Source organism: Ramlibacter ginsenosidimutans, from assembly GCF_016654015.1.
GTDB classification, from domain to species: domain Bacteria; phylum Pseudomonadota; class Gammaproteobacteria; order Burkholderiales; family Burkholderiaceae_C; genus Ramlibacter; species Ramlibacter ginsenosidimutans.
Window position 1 is genome coordinate 75,113 of the sequence record NZ_JAEPWM010000006.1, and the last position, 21,318, is coordinate 96,430.

The following is a 21,318-nucleotide window of genomic DNA, read 5'->3' on the forward strand; positions in this document are numbered from 1 at the left end:
AAGAGAATCCCGCATTGCAAAACGGCTTTCGCAAGTCCTTGATCTGTCTGCCGAAAATATTTAGTCTTCTATAAGACACAAGAGCCCCACGAAGTCTTGTACAAGACTTAAAGTCTCTCCAACGCGGCGCCCTCGTTGCCGCCCCGGTTTCCACATCAACCACGGAGAGATCATGAGCAACTGGACCCACCTCACCCGCGAACAGCAGATCGCCCAGCTCGAGAAGGACTGGGCCGAGAACCCGCGCTGGAAGGGCATCCGCCGCGGCTACGGCGCCGCCGACGTGGTGAAGCTGCGCGGTTCGCTCGCCATCGAGCACACGCTGGCCACGCGCGGGGCCGAGAAGCTGTGGAACCTGATCAACACCGAGCCGTTCGTGAACACGCTGGGCGCGCTGACCGGGAACCAGGCGATGCAGCAGGTCAAGGCCGGCCTGAAGGGCATCTACCTCTCCGGCTGGCAGGTCGCCGGCGACGCGAACAGCAACGGCGAGATGTACCCGGACCAGTCGCTGTACTCCGTGGACTCCGTGCCGAAGGTGGTGAAGAAGATCAATAACACCTTCGCACGCGCCGACCAGATCCAGTGGAGCGAAGGCAAGGGCCCCGGCGACGAGGGCTATGTCGACTACTTCGCGCCCATCGTGGCCGATGCGGAAGCCGGCTTCGGCGGGGTGCTGAACGCCTTCGAGCTGATGAAGGCGATGATCGAGGCCGGCGCCGCCGGCGTGCACTTCGAGGACCAGCTGGCCTCCGTCAAGAAGTGCGGCCACATGGGCGGGAAGGTGCTCGTGCCGACCCGCGAAGCCGTGGCGAAGCTCGTGGCCGCGCGGCTGGCTGCGGACGTGATGGGCGTGCCGACGATCCTGCTGGCGCGCACCGACGCGGAAGCCGCGGACCTGGTGACCAGCGACGTCGACCCGATCGACCAGCCGTTCTGCACCGGCGAGCGCACCGTGGAAGGCTTCTACCGCACGAGGAAGGGCTTCGACCAGGCCGTGAGCCGCGGACTCGCCTACGCCGAGGTCGCGGACCTGATCTGGTGCGAGACCGGCACGCCGGACCTGAAGTTCGCCAAGGACTTCGCCGACGCGATCCACGCGAAGTTCCCCGGCAAGCTGCTGGCCTACAACTGCTCGCCGTCCTTCAACTGGAAGAAGAACCTCGACGACGCCACCATCGCGAAGTTCCAGAAGGAGCTCGGCGCCATGGGCTACAAGTTCCAGTTCATCACGCTGGCCGGCTTCCACAGCCTGAACTACTCGATGTTCGAGCTGGCCTACGGCTACGCGCGCAACAACATGAGCGCCTTCGTGGAGCTGCAGCAGAAGGAGTTCGCCGCGGCCGACAAGGGCTTCACGGCCGTGAAGCACCAGCGGGAGGTCGGCACGGGCTACTTCGACGCCGTGACGACCACCATCGAGGCGAACGCCTCGACGGCCGCACTGAAGGGGTCGACGGAAGACGAGCAGTTCTTCGACGGCCACCAGAAGGCCGCCTGACCCGCTCGGCCTGTGGCGGTGCGAGCCAACCTCGGGGACGGGCTGCCGCCCCCGCGGTAGAATCGTCGCAACACGAAGCAACAAGGGCGAGAAAGGCATCATGGTTATGACACCGCGAACTACCCCGGAAGGTTCCACGGCCCGCTAGCGGCCGGGTAGTCGCGCGTCCTTGCCTCCCCAGACGAAAAGCGCGGCTGCCGCCGCGCTTTTCTCGTTTCCGGACAGCAGCACCATGATCAACATCACGCTCCCCGACGGCTCGCAACGCCAGTATCCCGCCCCGCTCACGGTGGCGGAGGTCGCTTCCTCCATCGGCGCCGGCCTTGCCAAGGCGGCGATCGCCGGCAAGGTCGACGGCAAGGTGGTCGACACCGCCTACAAGCTCGAACACGACGCGAAGGTGGCCATCCTCACGCCCAAGGACCCGGAAGGCCTGGACGTGATCCGCCACTCGACGGCGCACCTGCTGGCCTATGCCGTGAAGGAGCTCTATCCCGACGCGCAGGTCACCATCGGTCCCGTGATCGAGAACGGCTTCTACTACGACTTCGCGTACAAGCGGCCCTTCACGCCGGAGGACCTGGCCGCCATCGAGAAGCGCATGTCCGAGCTCGCCGCGAAGGACGAGCCGGTCACGCGCCGCGTGCTGCCGCGCGACGAGGCGGTGAAGCACTTCCTCGAGATGGGCGAGAAGTACAAGGCGGAGATCATCGGCAGCATTCCGGCCGGCGAGGACGTCTCGCTGTACGCGGAAGGCGGCTTCGAGGACCTGTGCCGCGGCCCGCACGTGCCGAGCACGGGCAAGCTGAAGTTCTTCAAGCTCATGAAGGTGGCCGGCGCGTACTGGCGTGGCGACCACCGCAACGAGATGCTGCAGCGGGTCTACGGCACGGCCTGGGCCAGCAAGGAGGAACTGCAGCAGTACCTCACGATGCTGGAGGAGGCCGAGAAGCGCGACCACCGCCGGCTCGGCCGCGAACTGGACCTGTTCCACATCGACGACGTCGCGCCCGGCGTGGTGTTCTGGCACCCCAAGGGCTGGGCCATCTGGCAGGCGGTAGAGCAGTACATGCGCCAGGTCTACAAGGACACCGGCTACCAGGAGGTGAAGGGGCCGCAGATCCTGGACAAGAGCCTGTGGGAGAAGACGGGCCACTGGCAGAACTACCGCGAGAACATGTTCACGACGGAGTCGGAGAAGCGCGAGTACGCGCTCAAGCCGATGAATTGCCCGGGCCACGTGCTGATCTTCAAGTCGCAGCTGCGCAGCTACCGCGACCTGCCGCTGCGCTTCGGCGAGTTCGGCCAGTGCCACCGCAACGAGCCCACCGGCGCGCTGCACGGGATCATGCGCGTGCGCGGCTTCACGCAGGACGACGGCCACGCCTTCGTGACCGAGGACCAGATCCTGCAGGAATGCGTGGACTACACGGCCAAGCTGCAGCAGGTCTACCGGGACTTCGGCTTCACGGACATCCTCTACAAGGTCGCCACGCGGCCGGAGAACCGCGTCGGTTCCGACGAACTGTGGGACAAGGCGGAGCACGCCTGCATGGAGGCCTTGCGCCGGTCCGGCGTCGACTTCGTGGTCTCACCCGGGGACGGCGCGTTCTACGGGCCGAAGATCGAGTACACGCTGAAGGACGCGCTGGGCCGGCAGTGGCAGTGCGGCACGATGCAGGTGGACTTCAACACGGCGGAGCGCCTGGGCGCCGAGTACGTGACGGAAACGAGCGGCCGCGCCCACCCGGTGATGCTGCACCGGGCGATCGTCGGCAGCCTCGAGCGTTTCATCGGCATGCTGATCGAACACCATGCCGGCGCGCTGCCCGCCTGGCTGGCGCCGGTGCAGGCCGTGGTGCTCAACATCACGGGCGACCAGGCCGGTTACGCTGGGGAAATCGCCAAAGCGCTGAGGAATCAAGGGCTTAGGGTGGAGACGGATCTGCGCAACGAGAAGATCACGTATAAAATACGGGAGCATTCGCTGCAAAAGCCGCCTTATCTCCTGGTCGTCGGCGACAAGGAGAAGGCGGCTGGTGCCGTCGCCGTGCGCGCCCGGGGTAACAAGGACCTCGGGGTGATGAGCCTGGACGCGTTCTCCCAGAGGATCGCCGAGGACATCGCCAGCAAGCGCTGAATCTTGCCACAAGGTTCCGCAAGTCGCCCGCACGTTGACGGTGTTGCTACAGTTTCTGTAGTTACTTTTGGATTGAGGATCGAAGACCATCGCTACTGACTTTCGCGACCGCCGCCAGCGCGAGGAACGCAAGCACCGCCTGAACCGGGAAATCATGGCCCCGGAAGTCCGCCTGAGCGGACCCAACAACGAGCCCCTGGGCATCGTGAGTCTGCAGGAAGCCTTGCGCATGGCAGGCGAGCTGGACGTGGACCTGGTTGAAATCGCCGCTACTGCCAATCCGCCGGTCTGCCGGCTGATGGACTACGGCAAGTTCAAGTACCAGGAGCAGAAGAAGGCCGCGGAAGCGAAGTCGAAGCAGACGGTCATCGAGATCAAGGAAGTCAAGTTCCGGCCGGGCACCGACGACGGTGACTACAACATCAAGCTGCGCAATATCCGCCGCTTCCTGGCCGAAGGCGACAAGTGCAAGATCACGCTGCGCTTCCGGGGCCGCGAGATCACGCACCAGGAAATCGGCATGGCGCTGCTCCAGCGCATCCGGGACGACCTCGGGGACACCATCCTCGTCGAGCAGTTCCCGAAGCTGGAAGGCCGCCAGATGATCATGATGATCGCGCCGGGCAAGAAGAAGCCGGCGCCGGTCAAGAGCGAAGGCGCCGCGGCGCCCGCAACGGCGACTTCGTCGTCGTAGGAGAGTTTCAACGCCATCGCGGTTGGTCGCCGGGGTGGTGGCGAGAGGGAACGAAGCGTGCGTGGCGCAGGGAAGCGTTGCTCCCCACAGGCGCAAATGCACCCTTCGTGCCCGGAACCCCAGGGTTCCAGACAAGTGGCTCGGGGCCATCAAGGCGCGGAATCATTTCCGCGACGCCTCACGAGCACAAGAAGAGAAGGAGCATTTCCATGCCCAAGATGAAGACCAAGAGCGGAGCGAAGAAGCGCTTCCGCGTGCGTCCCGGCGGGACCGTCAAGCGCGGCCAGGCCTTCAAGCGTCACATCCTGACCAAGAAGACCACCAAGAACAAGCGCCACCTGCGTGGACCGACCGCTGTGCATGAGACCAACATGGGTCACATGGCGCAGATGTTGCCGTTCGCCGGCCTGTAACCCATTGACCCAAGGAGAACACACATGCCTCGAGTCAAACGTGGTGTAACGGCCCGCGCCCGTCACAAGAAGGTCCTCGCCCTCGCCAAGGGCTTCCGCGGCCGCCGCGGCAACGTCTTCCGCATCGCCAAGGAAGCGGTGATGAAGGCGGGGCAGTACGCGTACCGCGACCGCCGTACCAAGAAGCGCGTCTTCCGCCAGCTGTGGATCGCCCGTATCAACGCCGCCGCGCGTGCGAACGGCCTGACCTACAGCCAGTTCGCCAACGGGATCCGCAAGGCCGGCATCGACATCGACCGCAAGGTCCTGGCCGATATCGCCTACCACGACCCCGCAGCGTTCACCGGCATCGTGAACCAGGTGAAGGCCAAGCTGGCTGCCTGAGTTTCGCGGTGGCTGCCGCTGCCTCCGGGCGGCGGCGGCTGGTGCAAACCCACTAGGACAGGGCTAGGGCTGCGAGGCGCTAGCCCTGTTTTTTTCTCTCCCATGACCCAAGAATTCGACTCCATCGTCGCCGGCGCGCGTGACGCCTTCGCCAGGGCGGGCACGCCCGCGGAGCTGGAGAACGCCAAGGCGCAGTACGTCGGCAAGTCCGGCCGCATCACCGAGCTGATGAAGGGCCTGGCCGCGCTCTCCGTGGAGGAGAAGAAGACGCGCGGCGCCGCGATCAACCAGGCCAAGCAGGCGATCGAGGCGGCGCTCACGCAGCGGCGCCGCTCGCTTGCCGACGCGGAGCTCGAGGCGCAGTTGAAGGCCGAGGCGCTGGACGTCTCGCTGCCCGGGCGCATCCGCGAGCCCGGTGGCTTGCACCCGGTGTCGCTCACGATGGAACGCATCGAGCAGATCTTCGCGAGCATGGGCTTCGATGTCGCCGACGGTCCCGAGATCGAAAGCGACTGGCACAGCTTCACCTCGCTGAACAACCCGCCTAACCATCCCGCCCGCTCGATGCAGGACACGTTCTACGTGGACATCGACGGCGACGACGGCATCCCGTACAACCTGCGGCCGCACACCAGCCCGATGCAGGTGCGTTACGCCCACCAGCACATCAAGCGCTACCAGGAGGCGGTGCAGCGGGGCGACCCGATGCCGGAGATCCGGGTGATCGCCCCGGGCCGCACCTACCGCGTGGACAGCGACGCGACGCACTCGCCGATGTTCCACCAGTGCGAAGGCCTGTGGCTCGGCGAGAACGTGAGCTTCAAGGACCTGAAGGTCGTCTTCACCGACTTCTGCCGCACCTTCTTCGAGAGCGACGACCTGGCGCTGCGCTTCCGGCCCAGCTTCTTCCCGTTCACGGAGCCCTCCGCCGAGATCGACATCCAGTTCCAGAGCGGCCCGCTGGCCGGCCGCTGGCTGGAAGTCGCCGGCTCCGGCCAGGTGCACCCGACGGTGGTGCGCAACATGGGCCTGGATCCCGAGAAGCACATCGGCTTCGCCTTCGGCATGGGTCCGGATCGCCTGACCATGCTGCGCTACGGCGTCAACGACCTGCGCCTGTTCTTCGACGGCGACATCCGCTTCCTGAAGCAATTCCGATAACCATGCAATTCCCCGAGTCCTGGCTGCGCGCGTTCTGCAATCCGCCGCTGACCACCCAACAGATCGCCGACACGCTCACCATGGGCGGGCTCGAGGTCGAGGACCTGCGCCCGGTCGCGCCGCCTTTCAGCAAGGTGGTCGTCGGCGAGATCAGGGAAGCGGTGCAGCACCCCAACGCCGACCGCCTGCGCGTGTGCCAGGTGGACGTGGGGCAGGGCGCCTTGCTGAACATCGTCTGCGGTGCGCCGAACGCGCGCGTGGGCATCCGCGTTCCGACCGCCCTCGTGGGCGCCGAGCTGCCCCCCGGCGAGGACGGCAAGCCTTTCGCGATCAAGCTCGGCAAGCTGCGCGGCGTCGAGAGCCAGGGCATGCTGTGCTCGGCGCGCGAGCTGCAGCTCTCCGACGACCACGGCGGCCTGCTGGAGCTGGATGCCTCCGCGCCGATCGGCAAGAACGTGCGCGAGGTGCTGAACCTCGACGACCACGTGTTCACGCTCAAGCTCACCCCGAACCTCGCGCACGCGCTCTCCGTGTACGGCGTGGCCCGCGAGCTGTCCGCACTCACCGGCGCGCCCCTGATCGAGCCGAAGTTCGAGCCCGTGCCGCCGAAGACCGACGCGAAGCTGAAGGTCAAGGTGAGCGCGCCCGACCTGTGCGGGCGTTTCTCCGGCCGCGTGATCCGCAACGTCGACACCACGGCGAAGACGCCGCAGTGGATGGTGGAGCGCCTGGCCGGCTGCGGCCAGCGCAGCGTGACGGCGCTCGTGGACATCTCGAACTACGTCATGTTCGAGTTCGGCCGGCCCTCGCACATCTTCGACTACGACAGGATCCACGGCGGGCTCGAGGTGCGCTGGGGCCGCCCCGGCGAGACGCTCAAGCTCCTGAACGGCAGCACGATCACGGTGGACGAGAAGGTCGGCGTGATCGCGGACGACCGGCAGGTCGAGTCGCTCGCCGGCATCATGGGCGGCGACGCCACCGCGGTGTCGGACGAGACGAAGAACGTCTACGTCGAGGCCGCCTTCTGGTGGCCCGAAGCAGTGCAGGGACGCTCGCGCCGCTACAACTTCTCGACCGACGCCGGCCACCGCTTCGAGCGCGGCGTGGACCCGAGCCACACGGTCGAACACATCGAGTACATCACGCGGCTGATCCTCGAGATCTGCGGCGGCGAGCCCGGACCGATGGACGACCAGGTGCTGAAGCTGCCGCAGCGCAAGCCGGTGCAACTGCGCGTCTCCCGTGCCTCCAAGGTGATCGGGATGGAAATCTCCGGCGCGGAATGTCTGGACGCGTTCCGCCGGCTGCGGCTGCCCGCCACGGCGGACCAGGACGTGATTACCGTCACGCCCCCGCCTTACCGATTCGACCTTGCGATCGAGGAGGACCTCATCGAGGAGGTCGTGCGGGTGATCGGGTACCAGAACCTGCCGACCACGCCGCCGCTCGCGCCCATCAGCGCGAAGCTGCCGCCCGAAGCTCGCCGCAGCCGCTTTGCCGTGCGCCGGCTGCTGGCGGCGCTCGGCTACCAGGAGACGATCAACTTCAGCTTCGTGGAGGCCCACTGGGAGCAGGAGCTCGCGGGCAACGCCGACCCGATCAAGCTGCTGAACCCGATCGCCAGCCAGATGAGCGTGATGCGCTCCACGCTGCTCGGCTCGCTGCTGCAGGTGCTCAAGTTCAACCTCGATCGCAAGGCGGAGCGCGTGCGCGTGTTCGAACTCGGTCGCGTGTTCCTGCGCGACCCCGGGGTGCAGACGACCGACAGCACCGTGCGCGGCGTGCGCCAGCCGATGAAGGTCGCGGCCCTGGCCTATGGCTCGCCCGACGGCCTGCAATGGGGCCGCAAGGCGCAGGCCGTGGACTTCTACGACATGAAGGGCGACGTGCAGGCGCTGCTGTCCCCCTTGCAGGCCGAGTTCGTCCCGGGGTCGCATCCCGCCATGCATCCGGGCCGCTGCGCTGCCATCCGCGTGGATGGACGCGAGGTCGGCTTCGTCGGCGAACTGCACCCGCGCTGGCGCCAGCAATGGGAGTTGCCGCACACGCCCTTGCTGTTCGAGCTGGACCTCGACGTCGTGACGGCGCGCCAGGTGCCGGCCTTCGAGCCGGTCCCGCGCTTCCAGCCGGCCGAACGCGACATCGCAGTGATCGTCGGCGAGCAGGTCACACACGACCAGCTGCTGGCCGCGATCCGCTCCGCCGAGACGGGTGGCCTCCTGCGTGATGCTTTCCTCTTCGACGTGTACAAGCCGCAGCAGGCGACGGCCGGCCTGGCGCTGGACGAGAAGAGCCTCGCCGTCCGCTTGACGCTCGCACGCAGCGACGCGACACTGACCGACGAGCAGATCGATGCGGCCGTGCGCGCGGTGGTGGAGCGGATCTCCGCGCAGTTGGGCGGCCGCCTGAGGGGATAACGACGCATGGCGGATCTCGCAACAACAAGCACGGCAATCAAGCCAGGGGACATCATGGAGTTTGCCGTCGAGAGCCTGGAGACGCCGGCGCTGACCAAGGCGCAACTGGCGGAACTGCTGTTCGAGCAGATCGGGCTCAACAAGCGCGAGTCCAAGGACATGATCGATGCGTTCTTCGACCTGATCTCAGGCAGCCTGGTGGAAGGCAAGGACGTGAAGATCTCGGGCTTCGGCAACTTCCAGATCCGCACCAAGGCGCCGCGGCCGGGCCGCAACCCGCGCACCGGCGAAGCCATCCCGATCGACGCGCGCCGCGTCGTCACCTTCCACGCCAGCCACAAGCTCAAGGAACAGATCCAGGGCAACGGGTCGTCCGAGGGCTAGGGCGGGCAACGCAACACCCAACATCCGGACGCAGAAGACGCAGAGGTTGCGCAGAGGCCGCAGAAAAAACCCTTTAAAGGATTTCGTTCCCCTTTTGCGTCTTCTGCGAAACCTCTGCGTCCGGTTGTTGGCCTTGCTGTGTAAGCGTTTTGCGCTACGCCAAAGCAACATCCGCAGCGGCCTGCTGCGGCCCCGCTTTGCATCCGCGGCCAGTTAGAGTAACCTCGAAGCTTTCTCTCCTAGTAGATTGATTTCAATGGAGAAAGGCCTCCCGGCCATCCCGGCCAAGCGCTACTTCACCATCGGTGAAGTCAGCGAGCTGTGCGGCGTCAAGCCGCACGTGCTACGGTATTGGGAGCAGGAGTTCACGCAGCTGCGCCCGATGAAGCGGCGGGGCAACCGGCGCTACTACCAGCACCACGAGGTGCTGATGATCCGGCGCATCCGCGACCTGCTGTACGACCAGGGCTTCACCATCAGCGGCGCCCGCAACAAGCTGCAGGAAATCGTGCAGGGCGAGCGCGACAAGCGCCGCGCGGGCGAGGTGATGCTCGAAGGCGTCGAGGTCATCGAGGTCGAGGAGTCCTCCTTCGGCGAGAGCCAGTTCGAGGATATTCCGCCGGACGAGCGCGACGCGATCACGTACAAGCTGCAACTGCTCAAGCGCGAGCTCTTCGAGATCCGCGACCTGCTCGGTTCGTTTCACTGATCCGCGAAAGTGGCCCGCGCGTCGGGCTATAATCGCGGGCTTCGGCGTGTAGCGCAGCCTGGTAGCGCACTTGCATGGGGTGCAAGGGGTCGCGAGTTCGAATCCCGCCACGCCGACCAACGACACGAAAGCCCGGTTTCCGCAAGGAGGCCGGGCTTTTTCGTTGGTGCCGCGCGACGACCAGCTCGCCCGCGCGGTTGCCACCCGGCAGCTCGCCCCCGGCACGCCGAGGTTGGCGACGCGGAGGGCGGCGGGCAGGTCGCCCACGGTCACATCCACACTCGCGGGTCCATTGCTGTCGTGCCTCCCTGGCAGGCTGCGCCGGCACCGACAGGGCCCCGGGGGCGCAGGCAAGCCCCTCGGGGCATAATCGTCGGGCATGGCCTCCGTCGTATTCGCTGACCTCGTAGGTAGCACCGGGATCTTCGAGCGGCTCGGCGACCAGACCGCCGGGCGGTTCGTCACCCAGCTGACGACCGCGCTCGCCAAGATCTTCGAGCAGCACAACGGCCACGTCGTCAAGCTGCTGGGCGACGGCCTGTTCGTCGTGTTTCCCGAGGAGAGCCAGGCCATCGTCGCCTGCATGGCCATCCAGGAACGCCTCGCGCAGAAGCCCGTCCGCCCCGGCGGCGTCGGCCGGCCCGTGCAGATGCAGATGGGCATCGAGTCCGGCGAGGTGGTCGAAATCGAGGGCGACGTCTACGGCGATGCGGTGAACAGCGCCGCCCGGCTGGCGGACCTCGCGGGCGCGGACACGATCCTCACGACCCAACGCGTGCGCGACGCGCTGCCGGCCGACATGCACGACAAGCTGCGCAAACTCGGGCCCATGTACCTGCGCGGCAAGGCCGAAGTGACGGAGGTGTACCGCGTGGAGTGGCAGCCCGAGCGCGATGCCGAAGCGACGGTGATGGGCGTGTCCATGTTCGGCCAGCCGCCCGAGTCGCACCTCGAGCTGCATTTCGGCTCCCTCGTGCGCCAGCTGGAACCGCGCGGCGAGCCGATCACGCTGGGCCGCTCCGCCACGGCGGACGTCAACGTGAACGACACGCGCGTCTCGCGCGTGCACGCCACCATCGAATGGCGCGGCGGGCACTACGTGCTGCTCGATGCTTCCAGCTTCGGCACGTGGGTGTATTTCGGCAGCCAGCCGGAGCCCGTGGTGTTGCGCCGCACCGAGTGCTACCTGGTGGGGCAAGGGCTCATCGCGCTGGGCTGCGACCGCAACGCCGAAGCCGCGCCGATCGCCTCCTTCGCCGTAGTCATCTGAGCCCATGGCCCTCCACCTGCATGTCCGCGGTCCCGGGCTGGACGTGCATCGACGCCTCGAGGAAGGCGACCCTGCGCTGGTGCTGGGCCGCGACACGGACTGCGCCGTCTGCCTGCCCGACCCCGAGCGCAACATATCGCGCCGCCACCTGAGCGTGTGGAACGAAGGCGGCCAGTTGCACTTCCACGTGCTCTCGGTGGTCAACGGCATCGAGACCGCGCAGGGCGAACTGCCACCCGGCGCACGCGGCGTGCTCGCGCGCGGCGAGGTCATCGCCTTGTCGGCGTACCGCATCGAGGTCGCAGCCGCGGCGGCAGCGGCGAACGCGGCAAGGCCGGCCGATGCATGGGCGGAGTTCGAGCGGCAGGCCGCGCAACTCGTGCGGGAAGGCGACGGCGCGACGGTGCCCGCTGGGCCCGATGCGGACGATCCTTTCGAATGGGGCTTCCACAGCACCTTCGGCCCCGACTCCGGGCGCGGCGACCTGGACGCGGAGGCGCTGCAGCCCGCGCACGACCTGCAGCCGTTCCTGCGCGGGCTGGGCGTGGAAGCGCAAGCGAGCTTCACGCAGGGCGCACTGGAAAACCTCGGGCGCGTGACGCGGATCGCGCTGCTGGGACTGCTGCAGGCGGCGCAGGCAGCGGCCGTCGCGCGGCAGGAGGCGCGTTCGGAGGACCGCAGCACGGCGGAAGTCCGCGAGCTCAATCCGCTGCGCCTGGAGGGCACGCCCGAAGACAAGCTCGGGTTCCTGTTCGGCGGGCAGCTCGCGGGCGCGGGCTTCCTGCCGCCGGACCGGGCGGTCGCACAACTGGCGGGCGAGCTCACGGCGCACCAGCATGCGATGGCGGAAGCCGCGCGGCATGCGGTGCAGGCCGTCGTGCAGGAGTTCGATCCGGAGGTCCTCAAGCAACGCCTGCTCGGAGGCGGCGCGCGCATCTTCGAGTCGGCCCGCGCATGGGACGCTTTCGTGCGTGACTACGCTGAACGGCGCGCCGAGGCGGACGAGTGGACGGCGCAGCTGATGGACCGCCACTTCGCTCGCGCCTATGCACGTGCAATGCTGCGGGCGAAACGCAACACACCGGGGCGCAACGGGGTGTGAGGAAGCCCGTCCGGCACAGGGGGCCCGGCTAGAATGCGTTTCCACCTGTATCCCATGGCCTGATGTGACTCTGAAGAAGCTGGGACGGTACGAAGTGCTCCGTGTCCTCGGCAAGGGTGCCATGGGCGTGGTGTACGAAGGACGCGATCCCAACCTGGACCGACGCGTCGCCATCAAGACCGTCAAGGTCGAGAACCTCTCCGAGGAAGCGGCGGCCGAATACGAGCATCGCTTCCGCACGGAAGCGCGGTCCGCTGCGCGCCTGCAGCATCCCAACATCGTCAGCGTCTACGACTCCGACCGCGACGGCGACGTCGCCTTCCTGGTGATGGAGTACATCCAGGGCGACGACCTCAAGCACCATCTCGATCGCGGCGTGCGCTACTCGCTGGAGCAGTCGCTGAAGATCATCCGCGACCTGCTCAGCGCCCTCGACTACGCGCACAAGCAGGGAATCGTGCATCGCGACATCAAGCCCGCCAACCTGCTGATCGAGCCGGGCGGCCGCGTGAAGCTCACGGACTTCGGCGTCGCGCGCATCCAGGACTCGGGCGAGGCCACGCGCACGCAGGGCAGCATGGTGGGCACGCTGAAGTACATGGCGCCCGAGCAGGTGCAGGGCCAGAAGATCGACTCGCGCGCCGACCTCTTTTCCGCCGGCGTGGTCCTGTACCAGTTGCTGACGGACAAGCGTCCCTTCGACGGCGACAACGACTTCTCGATCATCCACCAGATCATCGGCCACCACCCGCCGCCGCCGAGTTCGATCAACCCGAAGCTGCCCGCCGCGCTCGACGCCGTGGTGGCGCGGGCGCTGGCCAAGACACGCGAGGAGCGCTTCGCCACGGCGCGCGACTTCGCGGTGGCCCTGCAGGCCGCGATCCGGCGCGCCGAGGACCAGACGGTCGTGCCGCCGCTGAACCCCCACAAGCGGGTCGAAGGCGCTGCCTCGCGGCCGCTGACGGTGCCGGGCACGGCACCGGCGGGCTCCGGCACGACCCCGTCCATGGCCGGCGCAAGCTCCGTGACGCAGGAGCTGGAGCTGGTCTACTGGAAGGACGTGAAGGACTCGACGGAGCCGGAGGAACTCCAGGGCTTCCTCGACAAGTTCCCGGCCGGCATCTACGCGGACCTCGCGCGCCGGCGCCTGCGCAAGCTCACGAGCGGCGAACCCACCAACCTGAGCGTGCCCGGAGTCTTGCTGCCTTCGACCGGCAGCAGTCCTTATCCGGGCACCGGCAGCACGTTCGCGTCAACGCAGTTCGCCGACACGGAAGCCACGCGCGTGCGCACCGATGTCTCGCGCCCCGCCGTGTCCGCCGACCGCTCGCAGATGCAGCCCTCCAAGTGGGTGCAGGAGGAGTATTCGGCCACCGTGGTGCAGGCGGTCTCGCCCGCGAGTGCAGCGGCCGCTGCGGCGACGGCGCCCCTGCCTGCGGCGGGCGCGGCTGCCGCCGGTCCCGGGCCCGCCGCGTACTCCGCGACCGTGCCCGGCACGCAGCCCCCCGACTCCACCTTTCCCACCACCCAGATCCTGCAGCAGCCCGAAGCACCGACGCCCTTTGCGGCCGGCCTCGAGACGCGGTCGGGTGGCGCCGCCATCGACGATGGCATGAGCGTTCCGGTGCGCGCGCGCAGGAAGGTGCCGGTCGCCGCGCTGGCGGGCATAGTCGCGATCGCGATCGCTGCCGTCGTGGCGACCGTGGTCTTGCGCGGCAAGACGGTCGATGGGGGTGCGTCCACGGCCGCGGTGGTGCCGGCCGCGCCCGTTGCCGGCACCGCAGCGCCGGCCGCAGCCAAGGACGTGCCCACGACAGCGGCCGCGCCGACGGTCTCCGCGACGGCCGCCGCAGGCGCCGCCGCCATGCCTCCCAATCCACCCGTGCCCGCGGCGCCCGCGCAAGCCAAGGCGGCGGTGACCAGGAACGAGCGGGACCGCGAGCACGAGCGCGAGCGCGAGCGCGAGCGGACCACGCGCACGGCGAAGCTTGCGGTGCCCGCGCCCGCGCCCGAACCCGTGCGCGCCAGCTCCGCCACGGCGCCGCGCGCGGAGCCCGAACCCGCGCCCTCCAGGCCCGCGACGCCGCCGGTGGCGAGCTCGGCCGGCGCCAGCTTCGCTGCGGTGGATGCCTGCCGCGACAAGCTGTTCATCGTCAAGGAACTCTGCCTCAGCGAGGCCTGCGCCAAGCCCGGCGCGCGCGGCCACCCGGCCTGCGTGCGCCATCGCGAGGAAGTCCACCTGCGCGAGGAAAGCAAGGTCCGCCAAGGCCCGCAGCAGCTCCCCTGAAGGCCGCACGGCGGCGCAGCCGCGGCCGGCCCGCGCTACAGGATGTCGAGCGTGTGCACCCCGAAGGCGCCGCGCGCGCGATCGGCGAAGAAGTGCTCCAGCGTTTCCTTCACCGTGCGGAACGCGATCTCCTCCCAGGGGATCTCGTCCTGCCGGAACAGGCGCGCCTCGATGGTCTCGAAGCCCGGGTCGAAGGCGTCGCTCAGCAGCCGCGCCCGATAGAACAGGTGCACCTGGCCCACGCGCGGCACGCTCAGCACCGTGAACAGGCCCTCCATCTCGATCTGCGCGCCGGCTTCCTCGTGGGTTTCGCGCGCGGCGCCCTGCGCGGTGGTCTCGCCCAGTTCCATGAAGCCCGCGGGGAGGGTCCACTTGCCCCAGCGCGGCTCGATGTTGCGCTTGCACAGCAGCACGCGGTCGCCCAGGTAAGGCACGGTGCCGACAACGTTCAGCGGGTTCTCGTAGTGGATGGTGTCGCAGGCGGGGCAGACCGCGCGCTGGTGCGTGTCGCCGTCGTCCGGGACGCGATAGACGACGCCAGCGCCGCAGTTGCGGCAATGCTTGATGGGGCTGCGCAGGGTGGCCACGACATGACAAGGGCTCCCGCAGGAGCCCTTGGGTTTGGAGGCGCCTAGTTTACGCCTTGGTGGTCTTCGTGTACTTCTCGATGAGCGCGTGCGCGGTGTCCAGCAGCTTGCGGCCGTCGAAGCCGCGCTTGTTCATGTCTTCCACCCACTCCACATCGAGCTGGCGCGAGCGGCGGCGGAACTCCTGGGCATCGGTCGGGCTGACCGTGAAGATGGTGTTGCCATGGTCGACGGCGGACTTGCGGCCCGCGGCGTCGCCGGCCTGCTGCGTCTTGCCGAGCCAGCCCGAAGTGGCGAGGCCCGAGTTGGCGTCGATCACCTTCTTCAGGTCCGGCGAGAGCGACTCGTACTTCGCCTTGTTCATGCACATGACGAAGGTGGTCGTGTAGAGGGCGCCGCCGGCGGGATCGAACTCGGCGCTGTACTTCGTGAGCTCGTTCACCTTGACCGAGGGGACCACCTCCCAGGGGATCACGCAGCCCTGGATCGTGCCCTTGGAGAGCGCGTCGGGGATCTGCGGCAGCGGCATGCCCACCGGCGTGGCACCCAGGGCTCCCAGCAGCTTCGTCACCTGCCGCGTCGGCGCGCGCAGCTTCAGGCCGCGCATGTCGTTCACCGTGTGCACCGGCTTTTCGGTGGTGTGGATGCAGCCCGGCCCGTGCACCTGCAGTGCGAGCAGGTGCGTTTCCTTGAATTCGTCCGGAGCCACGGTCTGCACGTACTCCCAGTACGCCTTGGACGTCGCTTCGGCGTTGGTCATGATGAAGGGAAGCTCGAACACCTCCACGCGCGGGAAGCGGCCGGCGGTGTTGCCAGGCAGCGTCCAGACCACGTCCACGACGCCGTCGCGCGCCTGGTCGTACAGCTGCACGGGCGTGCCGCCCAGCTGCATCGCCGGATAGGCCTCGAACTTGATGCGGCCGTTGGAGTCCTTCTCCACCTTGGACATCCACGCCTTGTGCATGTTCAGCCACACGTTCGACAGCGGCGCCATGAAGGTGTGGAACTTCAGCGTGACCGCCTGCTGCGCGAGGCCGGACAGGGCGGAGCCGCCGAGCGCGGCGGCCGCGCCGGTCTTCAGGAGGGTTCTGCGTTGGATCATCTCGGAGCCCCTGGTTGCAAAGCGCCGACCTTAGCGGGAACGCCGCGCCCTGGCTCCTGTGGCTATCCCTAGCTCATGAAGCGCACGAGCCACAGCGCGATGCCGGGGAAGGCGAGCATCAGCGCGATGCGCACGAAGTCGCTCACCAGGAAGGGCAGCACGCCGCGGAAGCTTTCCGCCAGCGGCACCCCCTTGGCCATGCCGTTCACCACATAGACGTTCAGGCCCATGGGCGGCACCAGCATGCCGAAGGAAATCACCATCAGGATCAGGATGCCGAACCAGAGCGCCAGCGGCTCCTTGGCCATGCCGAAGTCCAGGCTCATGACCACGGGGAAGAAGATCGGGATGGTGAGCAGCACGATCGACAGTTCCTCCGTCACCGTGCCCAGCAGGATGTGCAGGATGACGATGCCCACCATCACCCAGATCGGCGCGACGTGCCAGCCGTTGATCAGGCTCACGAGCTGGGACTGGATCTGCGTCAGCGCAAGCGCCGAATTCAGCACGTCGGCGCCGATGAAGATCAGGAAGATCATCGCGGAGCTTTCCGCGGTCGCCAGGAAGCAGTCCAGGAACTTGCGCCAGCTCATCTCGCGCTTCAGGAGCGCCGCCACGAAGGCCGACGCCGCGCCCACGGCGGCGCCTTCGGTGGGCGAGAAGAAGCCGCCATAGATGCCGCCGAAGACCAGCAGGAACACGAAGGCGATCGGCATCAGGCCGAGCACCGTGCGCCACTGGAACGGCGGCGGGTTCTCCTCCAGCTCCGGCGCGTGGCCAGGGACGAGGCGCACATAGATCGCGATCACGATCATGTAGCCCACCATCGCGAGCACGCCGGGCACCGTGGCCGCGAGGAACAGCTTCGCGATGTTCTGCTCGGTGAGGATCGCGTAGATCACCAGCGGCACCGAGGGCGGGATCAGGATGCCGAGCGTGCCCGCGGTGGCGAGTGCGCCGGTGGCGAGCCGGCCCGAGTAGCCGTGCCGCTTCATCTCCGGCAGCGCGACGCCGGTGATGGTGGCGGCCGTGGCGACCGAGGAGCCGCAGATCGCGCCGAAGGCGGCGCTGGCCATCACTGCCGCCATCGCGAGGCCGCCGCGGAAGCGGCCCACCACCGCCGCCGTGAACTCGAACAGCGCCTTGCTGATGCCGCCCTGCGTGGCGAACTGCCCCATGAGGATGAACAGCGGGATCACCGACAGGTCGTAGCTGGCGAAGCGCGCGAACGCCATGCTGTTCATGAAGTTCGCGTAGGGCAGCCAGCCGGTCTGCAGCACGTAGCCGATCGACCCCGAGAGGAACATCGCGATCGCGATCGGCGTGCGGATCGCCATGAACGCGAACATCACGAGGATCATCGTGACCGCGAGCGAAATACCGGTCATTCGGGAGCCTCCCCCAGGCTGGTCCGCCGTGCGGCGCTCATGCCGTCACCTCGTGGTGGTCCGGCTGCGAGCCGAAGCCGAAGAACGCCTGCTTCAGGCCGATCACCGCGGTCAGCGCGAAGCCCGGGACCATGGGTGCATACGCGTACCACTCGGGCACGCCGAGCAGCATGGTGCTGGAGTGGCTGTTCCAGGAGGACAGGCCGCCCAGCGCGGCGCGCCAGGCGAGCAGGGCGCAGCACAGCGCCAGCAGGAACGCGCCCACGCGGTCCAGGGCCCGGTTCACCCGTTTGGGCGCCCGCGCGGTGAAGAAGTCGACGACGATATTGCCGCGATGCAGCTGGCACAAGGGCATGAACAGCCCGACGGCTGCGCCGGTCGCGAGGCCGACCAGTTCGAAGTCGCCGGTGATGGTGCGGCCCACCGTCTCACGCCCGACGATGCTCAGCACCGTCAGGACCACCATGAAGGCAATGAGCGCCCCTGCGAGCAGGGCGCACCAGCGCGCGAGTCGTTCCAGCATCGTGTCGCTTCTCCGGGGTGGCCCGGTACGGCGGCCACGGATGAGTCAGGAGCGGGAATGGTATTGCATTCCCGCCCGCTGCCGGCAGCGCGGCGTGGGGCTCAGGCCACGCGCACGCGCAACTCGGGCAGGCCCGTGACGCCGCCCACCAGCGTGTCGCCTTGCACGACCGCCGCCACGCCCTCGGGCGTGCCCGTGTAGATCAGGTCGCCGGGCGCCAGGTCCCAGGCCGTCGAGAGGTGCTCGATGATCTCGCCGATGTTCCAGATCAGCTTGGAGACGTTGCTGCGCTGGCGGTCCTTGCCGTTCACCTGCAGCCAGATCTCCGCACGCTCGACGTCGCCTGCCTGGGCCGCGGGCACGATCGGGCCGATGGGCGCCGATTCCTCGAACGACTTGCCGATTTCCCAGGGCCGCCCCAGCTTCTTCTGCTCGCCCTGCAGGTCGCGGCGCGTCATGTCCAGGCCCACGGCGTAGCCGAAGATGTGCTTCTTCGCGTCCGCAGCCTTGATGTTCTTGCCGCCCGTGCCGATGCAGGCCACCAGCTCGATCTCGTGGTGCAGGTCCTTGGTCAGGCTGGGATAGTGGATCGTGCCCGTCTCGCCCTGCGGCACCACGACCGCCGCGTCGGCGGGCTTGAAGAAGAAGAACGGCGGCTCGCGGCCGGTGAAGCCCATTTCCTTCGCGTGCTCGACGTAGTTGCGGCCCACGCAGTAGATGCGGCGCACCGGGAAACGCTCGGACCGGCCCACGACGGGGACGCTCACCAGGGGCGCGGGGTTGAAGACGTAGCTCATGACAACCTTTCTTCGTTGTGGATGCCCAGCGCTTCGTGCACCGGGCGATCCGAGAAACTGAACAGCACACAGCCCTTGCTGCTCGAGAGGCGGGCAGTGTGCCACGACGGCACCACGAAATGATCGCGCGGGCCGAAGCGGAACGACCAGCTGCGCTCGTCCTGCTGGATCTGCACCTCGCCTTCGCCCTCGACCACGCTGTACACCGCACCATCGGTCTGGCGCCAGCCCTGGCCCTGGAAACCGGCGGGCAGGCGCTGCATGAACGTGCCGATGGTGGGCATGGTCCAGCCGCCGGTGAGCGGGTTCACGTAGCGCAGCTTGAAGCCGTCCCAGGCGTCGACGGGCGCGTGCTGCTCCAGTTCGTGGAGCGCCTCGCGGCTGCGTTCGTAGGGATAGCTGAAGATGGGCGAAGTCTTGCCGAAGGGCGGCGCGTGCCGCACCGGCACCATGTTGTGCCCGTAGCGCGCGAAGCTCGTGCCCTCGGGACGCGTGACCTGCTGCGACTTGCTGGTGTCGTTCTGGGCGAAGCCGGCATCGAAGAAGCGCAGCATCGGGATGTCCAGGCCGTCGAGCCACACGACCGGCTCGTCCGCCTCGTGCCCGTGGTCATGCCAGGTCCAGCTGGGCGTGATGATGAAGTCGCCCGGGCGCATGGTGGTGCGCTCGCCGTCCACCGCGGTGTACGCGCCCGATCCTTCGACGATGAACCGCAGCGCGCTCTGCGTGTGGCGGTGGCTGGGCGCGACCTCGCCGGGCAGGATCAGCTGCAGGCCGGCGTAGAGGGACTGCGTGATGCACGACTGCCCGCGCAGGTTCGGGTTCTCGAGAATCAGCACGCGGCGCACCGCTTCTTCCGCAGTGATCGCGTCGCCCGCGCGCATCAGGAACGGACGCACCTCGTCGTACTTCCAGAGCGCCGGCGCGCACGGGCTCGCCGGGCGCGGCGGGACGAGTGCGTGCAGCACCTCCCACAGCGGCGTGAGGTTGTACGCGTCCATGTCGCGGTACAGCTGTTCGCGCACCTGAGCGGTGGGGATGGGGGCGTTCATGCGAGCTCCTTTACCAGCGGCGGCCCAGGTAAGCGCCATTGTCTTCCAGGGCGCGCTGCAGCGTGGGTACGTCGACTTCTGCATTGACCAGGCCGGACTTCAGGGCGAGATCGGCAGCCGCGCCGACGGCCTGCCCCATCACGAAGCAGGCCCCCGTCACCCGCGCGGCGGACTGCGCTTCGTGGCTCATCGACGCGCAGCGGCCCGCGACCCAGACGTTGTCCAGCCCCTGCGGCACGGTCATGCGATAAGGCAGCTGGTTGAAGCCGCGGCTCTCGGGGATCTTAGGCCAGCGGAATTCGACGTCGCCCTTCAGGTGCAGCTCCAGCGGCCACCCGTTGACGCCGACGGTGTCGTCGAAGCTGGCGCAGTCCAGCACGTCGGATTCGGTCAGCTCGTACAGGCCGTGGACGCGGCGCGTTTCGCGGATGCCCACCTGCGGCGCGATGTCCGAGATGTAGCTCTGCTCGAAGCCGGGCACCTCCCGCAGGAAGCCGGCGACGCTGGCGATCTGGCGGCGCCCCAGCACCTCCGCCTCGGAGAGCTCGGTCGCGTCGACCCCGTTCATGGCGTTGCCCTGCGCGTTCGCCAGCTGCGTGAGGTTGACGCGCCATTCGATGCCGCTCTTTTGCGGCCGCACGATCGCGCCCTTGCGTGGAAAGCGGTAGCGGCCCTCGGATTCGGCCTGCGCCATCAGCTTCGGGATCGCCTCCCAGGCCTTGCCGGCGCGCTGCGGATCGACGCCGTTGACGCGGAACATCGTGGACGGGTACAGCATGTTGCCGTGCCCGTCGCCCAGCGCGTAGGGCGCGCCGGCCCAGGCAGCGAGATCGCCGTCGCCGGACGCGTCGATGAACGCGCGGGCCAGCACGGCGCAGCGGCCCGACTTCGTCTCCAGCAGCAGCGCCTGCACGCGCCGCTCCCCGTCCATGACCACACCGGCCGCAAGTGCGTGGAACAGGACTTCCACGGCGGCGGAGAGCATCAGGTCGTCCGCCGCGATCTTGTACGCCGCCGTGTCGTAGGCCTGCGCCACGGTCTTGCCGAACAGCGCGTGCGGCGTGTTGAGGCCCCCTAGCGCGTCTATGCGTTGCAGCAGGTCGTCGGCGACGCCGTGGACCACCTGGCGAATCTCGCCATGCACGTTGGCGTGCAGGCCGCAGAAGTTGGTCACGCCCGCCGCGGTGCCCATGCCGCCGAGGAAGCCGTAGCGTTCCACCAGCAAGGTCTTGCGGCCGGCGCGCGCGGCCGCGACCGCGGCAGCGATGCCGGCCGGGCCACCGCCCAGCACGACCACGTCGTATTCGCCCCGCACCGGTGTCTGGCGTGCGGGTTCAGTGAGGTTGCGGGTCATCCGTTGGGCGCGAAGGGAAAAGATGATAAGCATACATAGCGATGCGGCGT

At 67.9% G+C, this 21,318-nt stretch carries 19 protein-coding genes and 1 tRNA gene; 13 read left to right on the forward strand and 7 right to left on the reverse strand.

Annotated features, from left to right (window positions below; all coding sequences use genetic code 11):
- Positions 1 to 172 precede the first annotated feature (172 nt).
- From aceA to JJB11_RS26050, 13 genes are all read left to right on the forward strand, one after another.
- The gene (aceA, locus tag JJB11_RS15340; RefSeq protein ID WP_201173004.1) at positions 173 to 1,501 is read left to right on the forward strand and encodes an isocitrate lyase; all 1,329 of its coding nucleotides are present in this window, start codon (positions 173 to 175) and stop codon (positions 1,499 to 1,501) included.
- A 232-nt stretch (positions 1,502 to 1,733) separates the two neighbouring features.
- Positions 1,734 to 3,641, forward strand: a complete 1,908-nt coding sequence (thrS, locus tag JJB11_RS15345; protein ID WP_201173013.1) for a threonine--tRNA ligase — start codon at positions 1,734 to 1,736, stop codon at positions 3,639 to 3,641.
- Between the two features lie 88 nt (positions 3,642 to 3,729).
- Positions 3,730 to 4,335: a translation initiation factor IF-3 gene (gene infC / locus JJB11_RS15350; protein WP_201173586.1), complete on the forward strand. Its 606-nt coding sequence runs from the start codon at positions 3,730 to 3,732 to the stop codon at positions 4,333 to 4,335.
- A gap of 209 nt (positions 4,336 to 4,544) precedes the next feature.
- The gene (gene rpmI / locus JJB11_RS15355; protein WP_201173016.1) at positions 4,545 to 4,748 is read left to right on the forward strand and encodes a 50S ribosomal protein L35; all 204 of its coding nucleotides are present in this window, start codon (positions 4,545 to 4,547) and stop codon (positions 4,746 to 4,748) included.
- Between the two features lie 24 nt (positions 4,749 to 4,772).
- Positions 4,773 to 5,132: a 50S ribosomal protein L20 gene (rplT, locus tag JJB11_RS15360; protein ID WP_201173019.1), complete on the forward strand. Its 360-nt coding sequence runs from the start codon at positions 4,773 to 4,775 to the stop codon at positions 5,130 to 5,132.
- Positions 5,133 to 5,234: 102 nt separating this feature from the next.
- Complete coding sequence (gene pheS, locus JJB11_RS15365; protein ID WP_201173022.1) at positions 5,235 to 6,293, forward strand: phenylalanine--tRNA ligase subunit alpha; 1,059 nt, start codon at positions 5,235 to 5,237, stop codon at positions 6,291 to 6,293.
- Positions 6,294 to 6,295: 2 nt separating this feature from the next.
- Positions 6,296 to 8,713, forward strand: a complete 2,418-nt coding sequence (gene pheT, locus JJB11_RS15370; RefSeq protein WP_201173026.1) for a phenylalanine--tRNA ligase subunit beta — start codon at positions 6,296 to 6,298, stop codon at positions 8,711 to 8,713.
- 54 nt (positions 8,714 to 8,767) lie between these two features.
- The gene (locus JJB11_RS15375) at positions 8,768 to 9,097 is read left to right on the forward strand and encodes an integration host factor subunit alpha (protein ID WP_201173028.1); all 330 of its coding nucleotides are present in this window, start codon (positions 8,768 to 8,770) and stop codon (positions 9,095 to 9,097) included.
- A 256-nt stretch (positions 9,098 to 9,353) separates the two neighbouring features.
- The gene (locus JJB11_RS15380; RefSeq protein WP_201173030.1) at positions 9,354 to 9,806 is read left to right on the forward strand and encodes a MerR family transcriptional regulator; all 453 of its coding nucleotides are present in this window, start codon (positions 9,354 to 9,356) and stop codon (positions 9,804 to 9,806) included.
- Between the two features lie 42 nt (positions 9,807 to 9,848).
- Positions 9,849 to 9,925, forward strand: a tRNA-Pro gene (locus tag JJB11_RS15385).
- Positions 9,926 to 10,185: 260 nt separating this feature from the next.
- Positions 10,186 to 11,076: an adenylate/guanylate cyclase domain-containing protein gene (locus JJB11_RS15390; protein WP_201173031.1), complete on the forward strand. Its 891-nt coding sequence runs from the start codon at positions 10,186 to 10,188 to the stop codon at positions 11,074 to 11,076.
- Positions 11,077 to 11,080: 4 nt separating this feature from the next.
- Complete coding sequence (locus tag JJB11_RS15395) at positions 11,081 to 12,178, forward strand: type VI secretion system-associated FHA domain protein (RefSeq protein ID WP_201173034.1); 1,098 nt, start codon at positions 11,081 to 11,083, stop codon at positions 12,176 to 12,178.
- 64 nt (positions 12,179 to 12,242) lie between these two features.
- Entirely contained in the window at positions 12,243 to 14,465 is a 2,223-nt protein-coding gene (locus JJB11_RS26050) for a protein kinase domain-containing protein (RefSeq protein WP_201964867.1), read from the forward strand.
- A gap of 35 nt (positions 14,466 to 14,500) precedes the next feature.
- On the opposite strand, the gene JJB11_RS15405 is transcribed toward JJB11_RS26050, so the two are convergent.
- The 7 genes from JJB11_RS15405 to JJB11_RS15435 all read right to left on the reverse strand — a co-directional run bounded on the left by JJB11_RS15405 (position 14,501) and on the right by JJB11_RS15435 (position 21,268).
- Entirely contained in the window at positions 14,501 to 15,052 is a 552-nt protein-coding gene (locus JJB11_RS15405; protein ID WP_201173035.1) for an NUDIX domain-containing protein, read from the reverse strand.
- A 49-nt stretch (positions 15,053 to 15,101) separates the two neighbouring features.
- Positions 15,102 to 16,154 carry a TRAP transporter substrate-binding protein gene (locus JJB11_RS15410; RefSeq protein ID WP_201173037.1) on the reverse strand — a complete coding sequence of 351 codons (1,053 nt, stop codon included), beginning with the start codon at positions 16,152 to 16,154 and terminating at the stop codon, positions 15,102 to 15,104.
- A 68-nt stretch (positions 16,155 to 16,222) separates the two neighbouring features.
- Entirely contained in the window at positions 16,223 to 17,542 is a 1,320-nt protein-coding gene (locus JJB11_RS15415; RefSeq protein ID WP_201173039.1) for a TRAP transporter large permease, read from the reverse strand.
- Positions 17,543 to 17,579: 37 nt separating this feature from the next.
- On the reverse strand, positions 17,580 to 18,065 hold the full coding sequence (locus JJB11_RS15420; protein WP_201173041.1) for a TRAP transporter small permease: 486 nt from the start codon (positions 18,063 to 18,065) through the stop codon (positions 17,580 to 17,582).
- A 101-nt stretch (positions 18,066 to 18,166) separates the two neighbouring features.
- Complete coding sequence (locus JJB11_RS15425) at positions 18,167 to 18,862, reverse strand: fumarylacetoacetate hydrolase family protein (RefSeq protein ID WP_201173042.1); 696 nt, start codon at positions 18,860 to 18,862, stop codon at positions 18,167 to 18,169.
- Complete coding sequence (gtdA, locus tag JJB11_RS15430) at positions 18,859 to 19,914, reverse strand: gentisate 1,2-dioxygenase (RefSeq protein WP_201173043.1); 1,056 nt, start codon at positions 19,912 to 19,914, stop codon at positions 18,859 to 18,861. Before gtdA ends, JJB11_RS15425 begins: the two co-directional genes overlap by 4 nt.
- A gap of 10 nt (positions 19,915 to 19,924) precedes the next feature.
- On the reverse strand, positions 19,925 to 21,268 hold the full coding sequence (locus JJB11_RS15435) for an FAD-dependent oxidoreductase (protein WP_201173044.1): 1,344 nt from the start codon (positions 21,266 to 21,268) through the stop codon (positions 19,925 to 19,927).
- Positions 21,269 to 21,318: the final 50 nt, after the last annotated feature.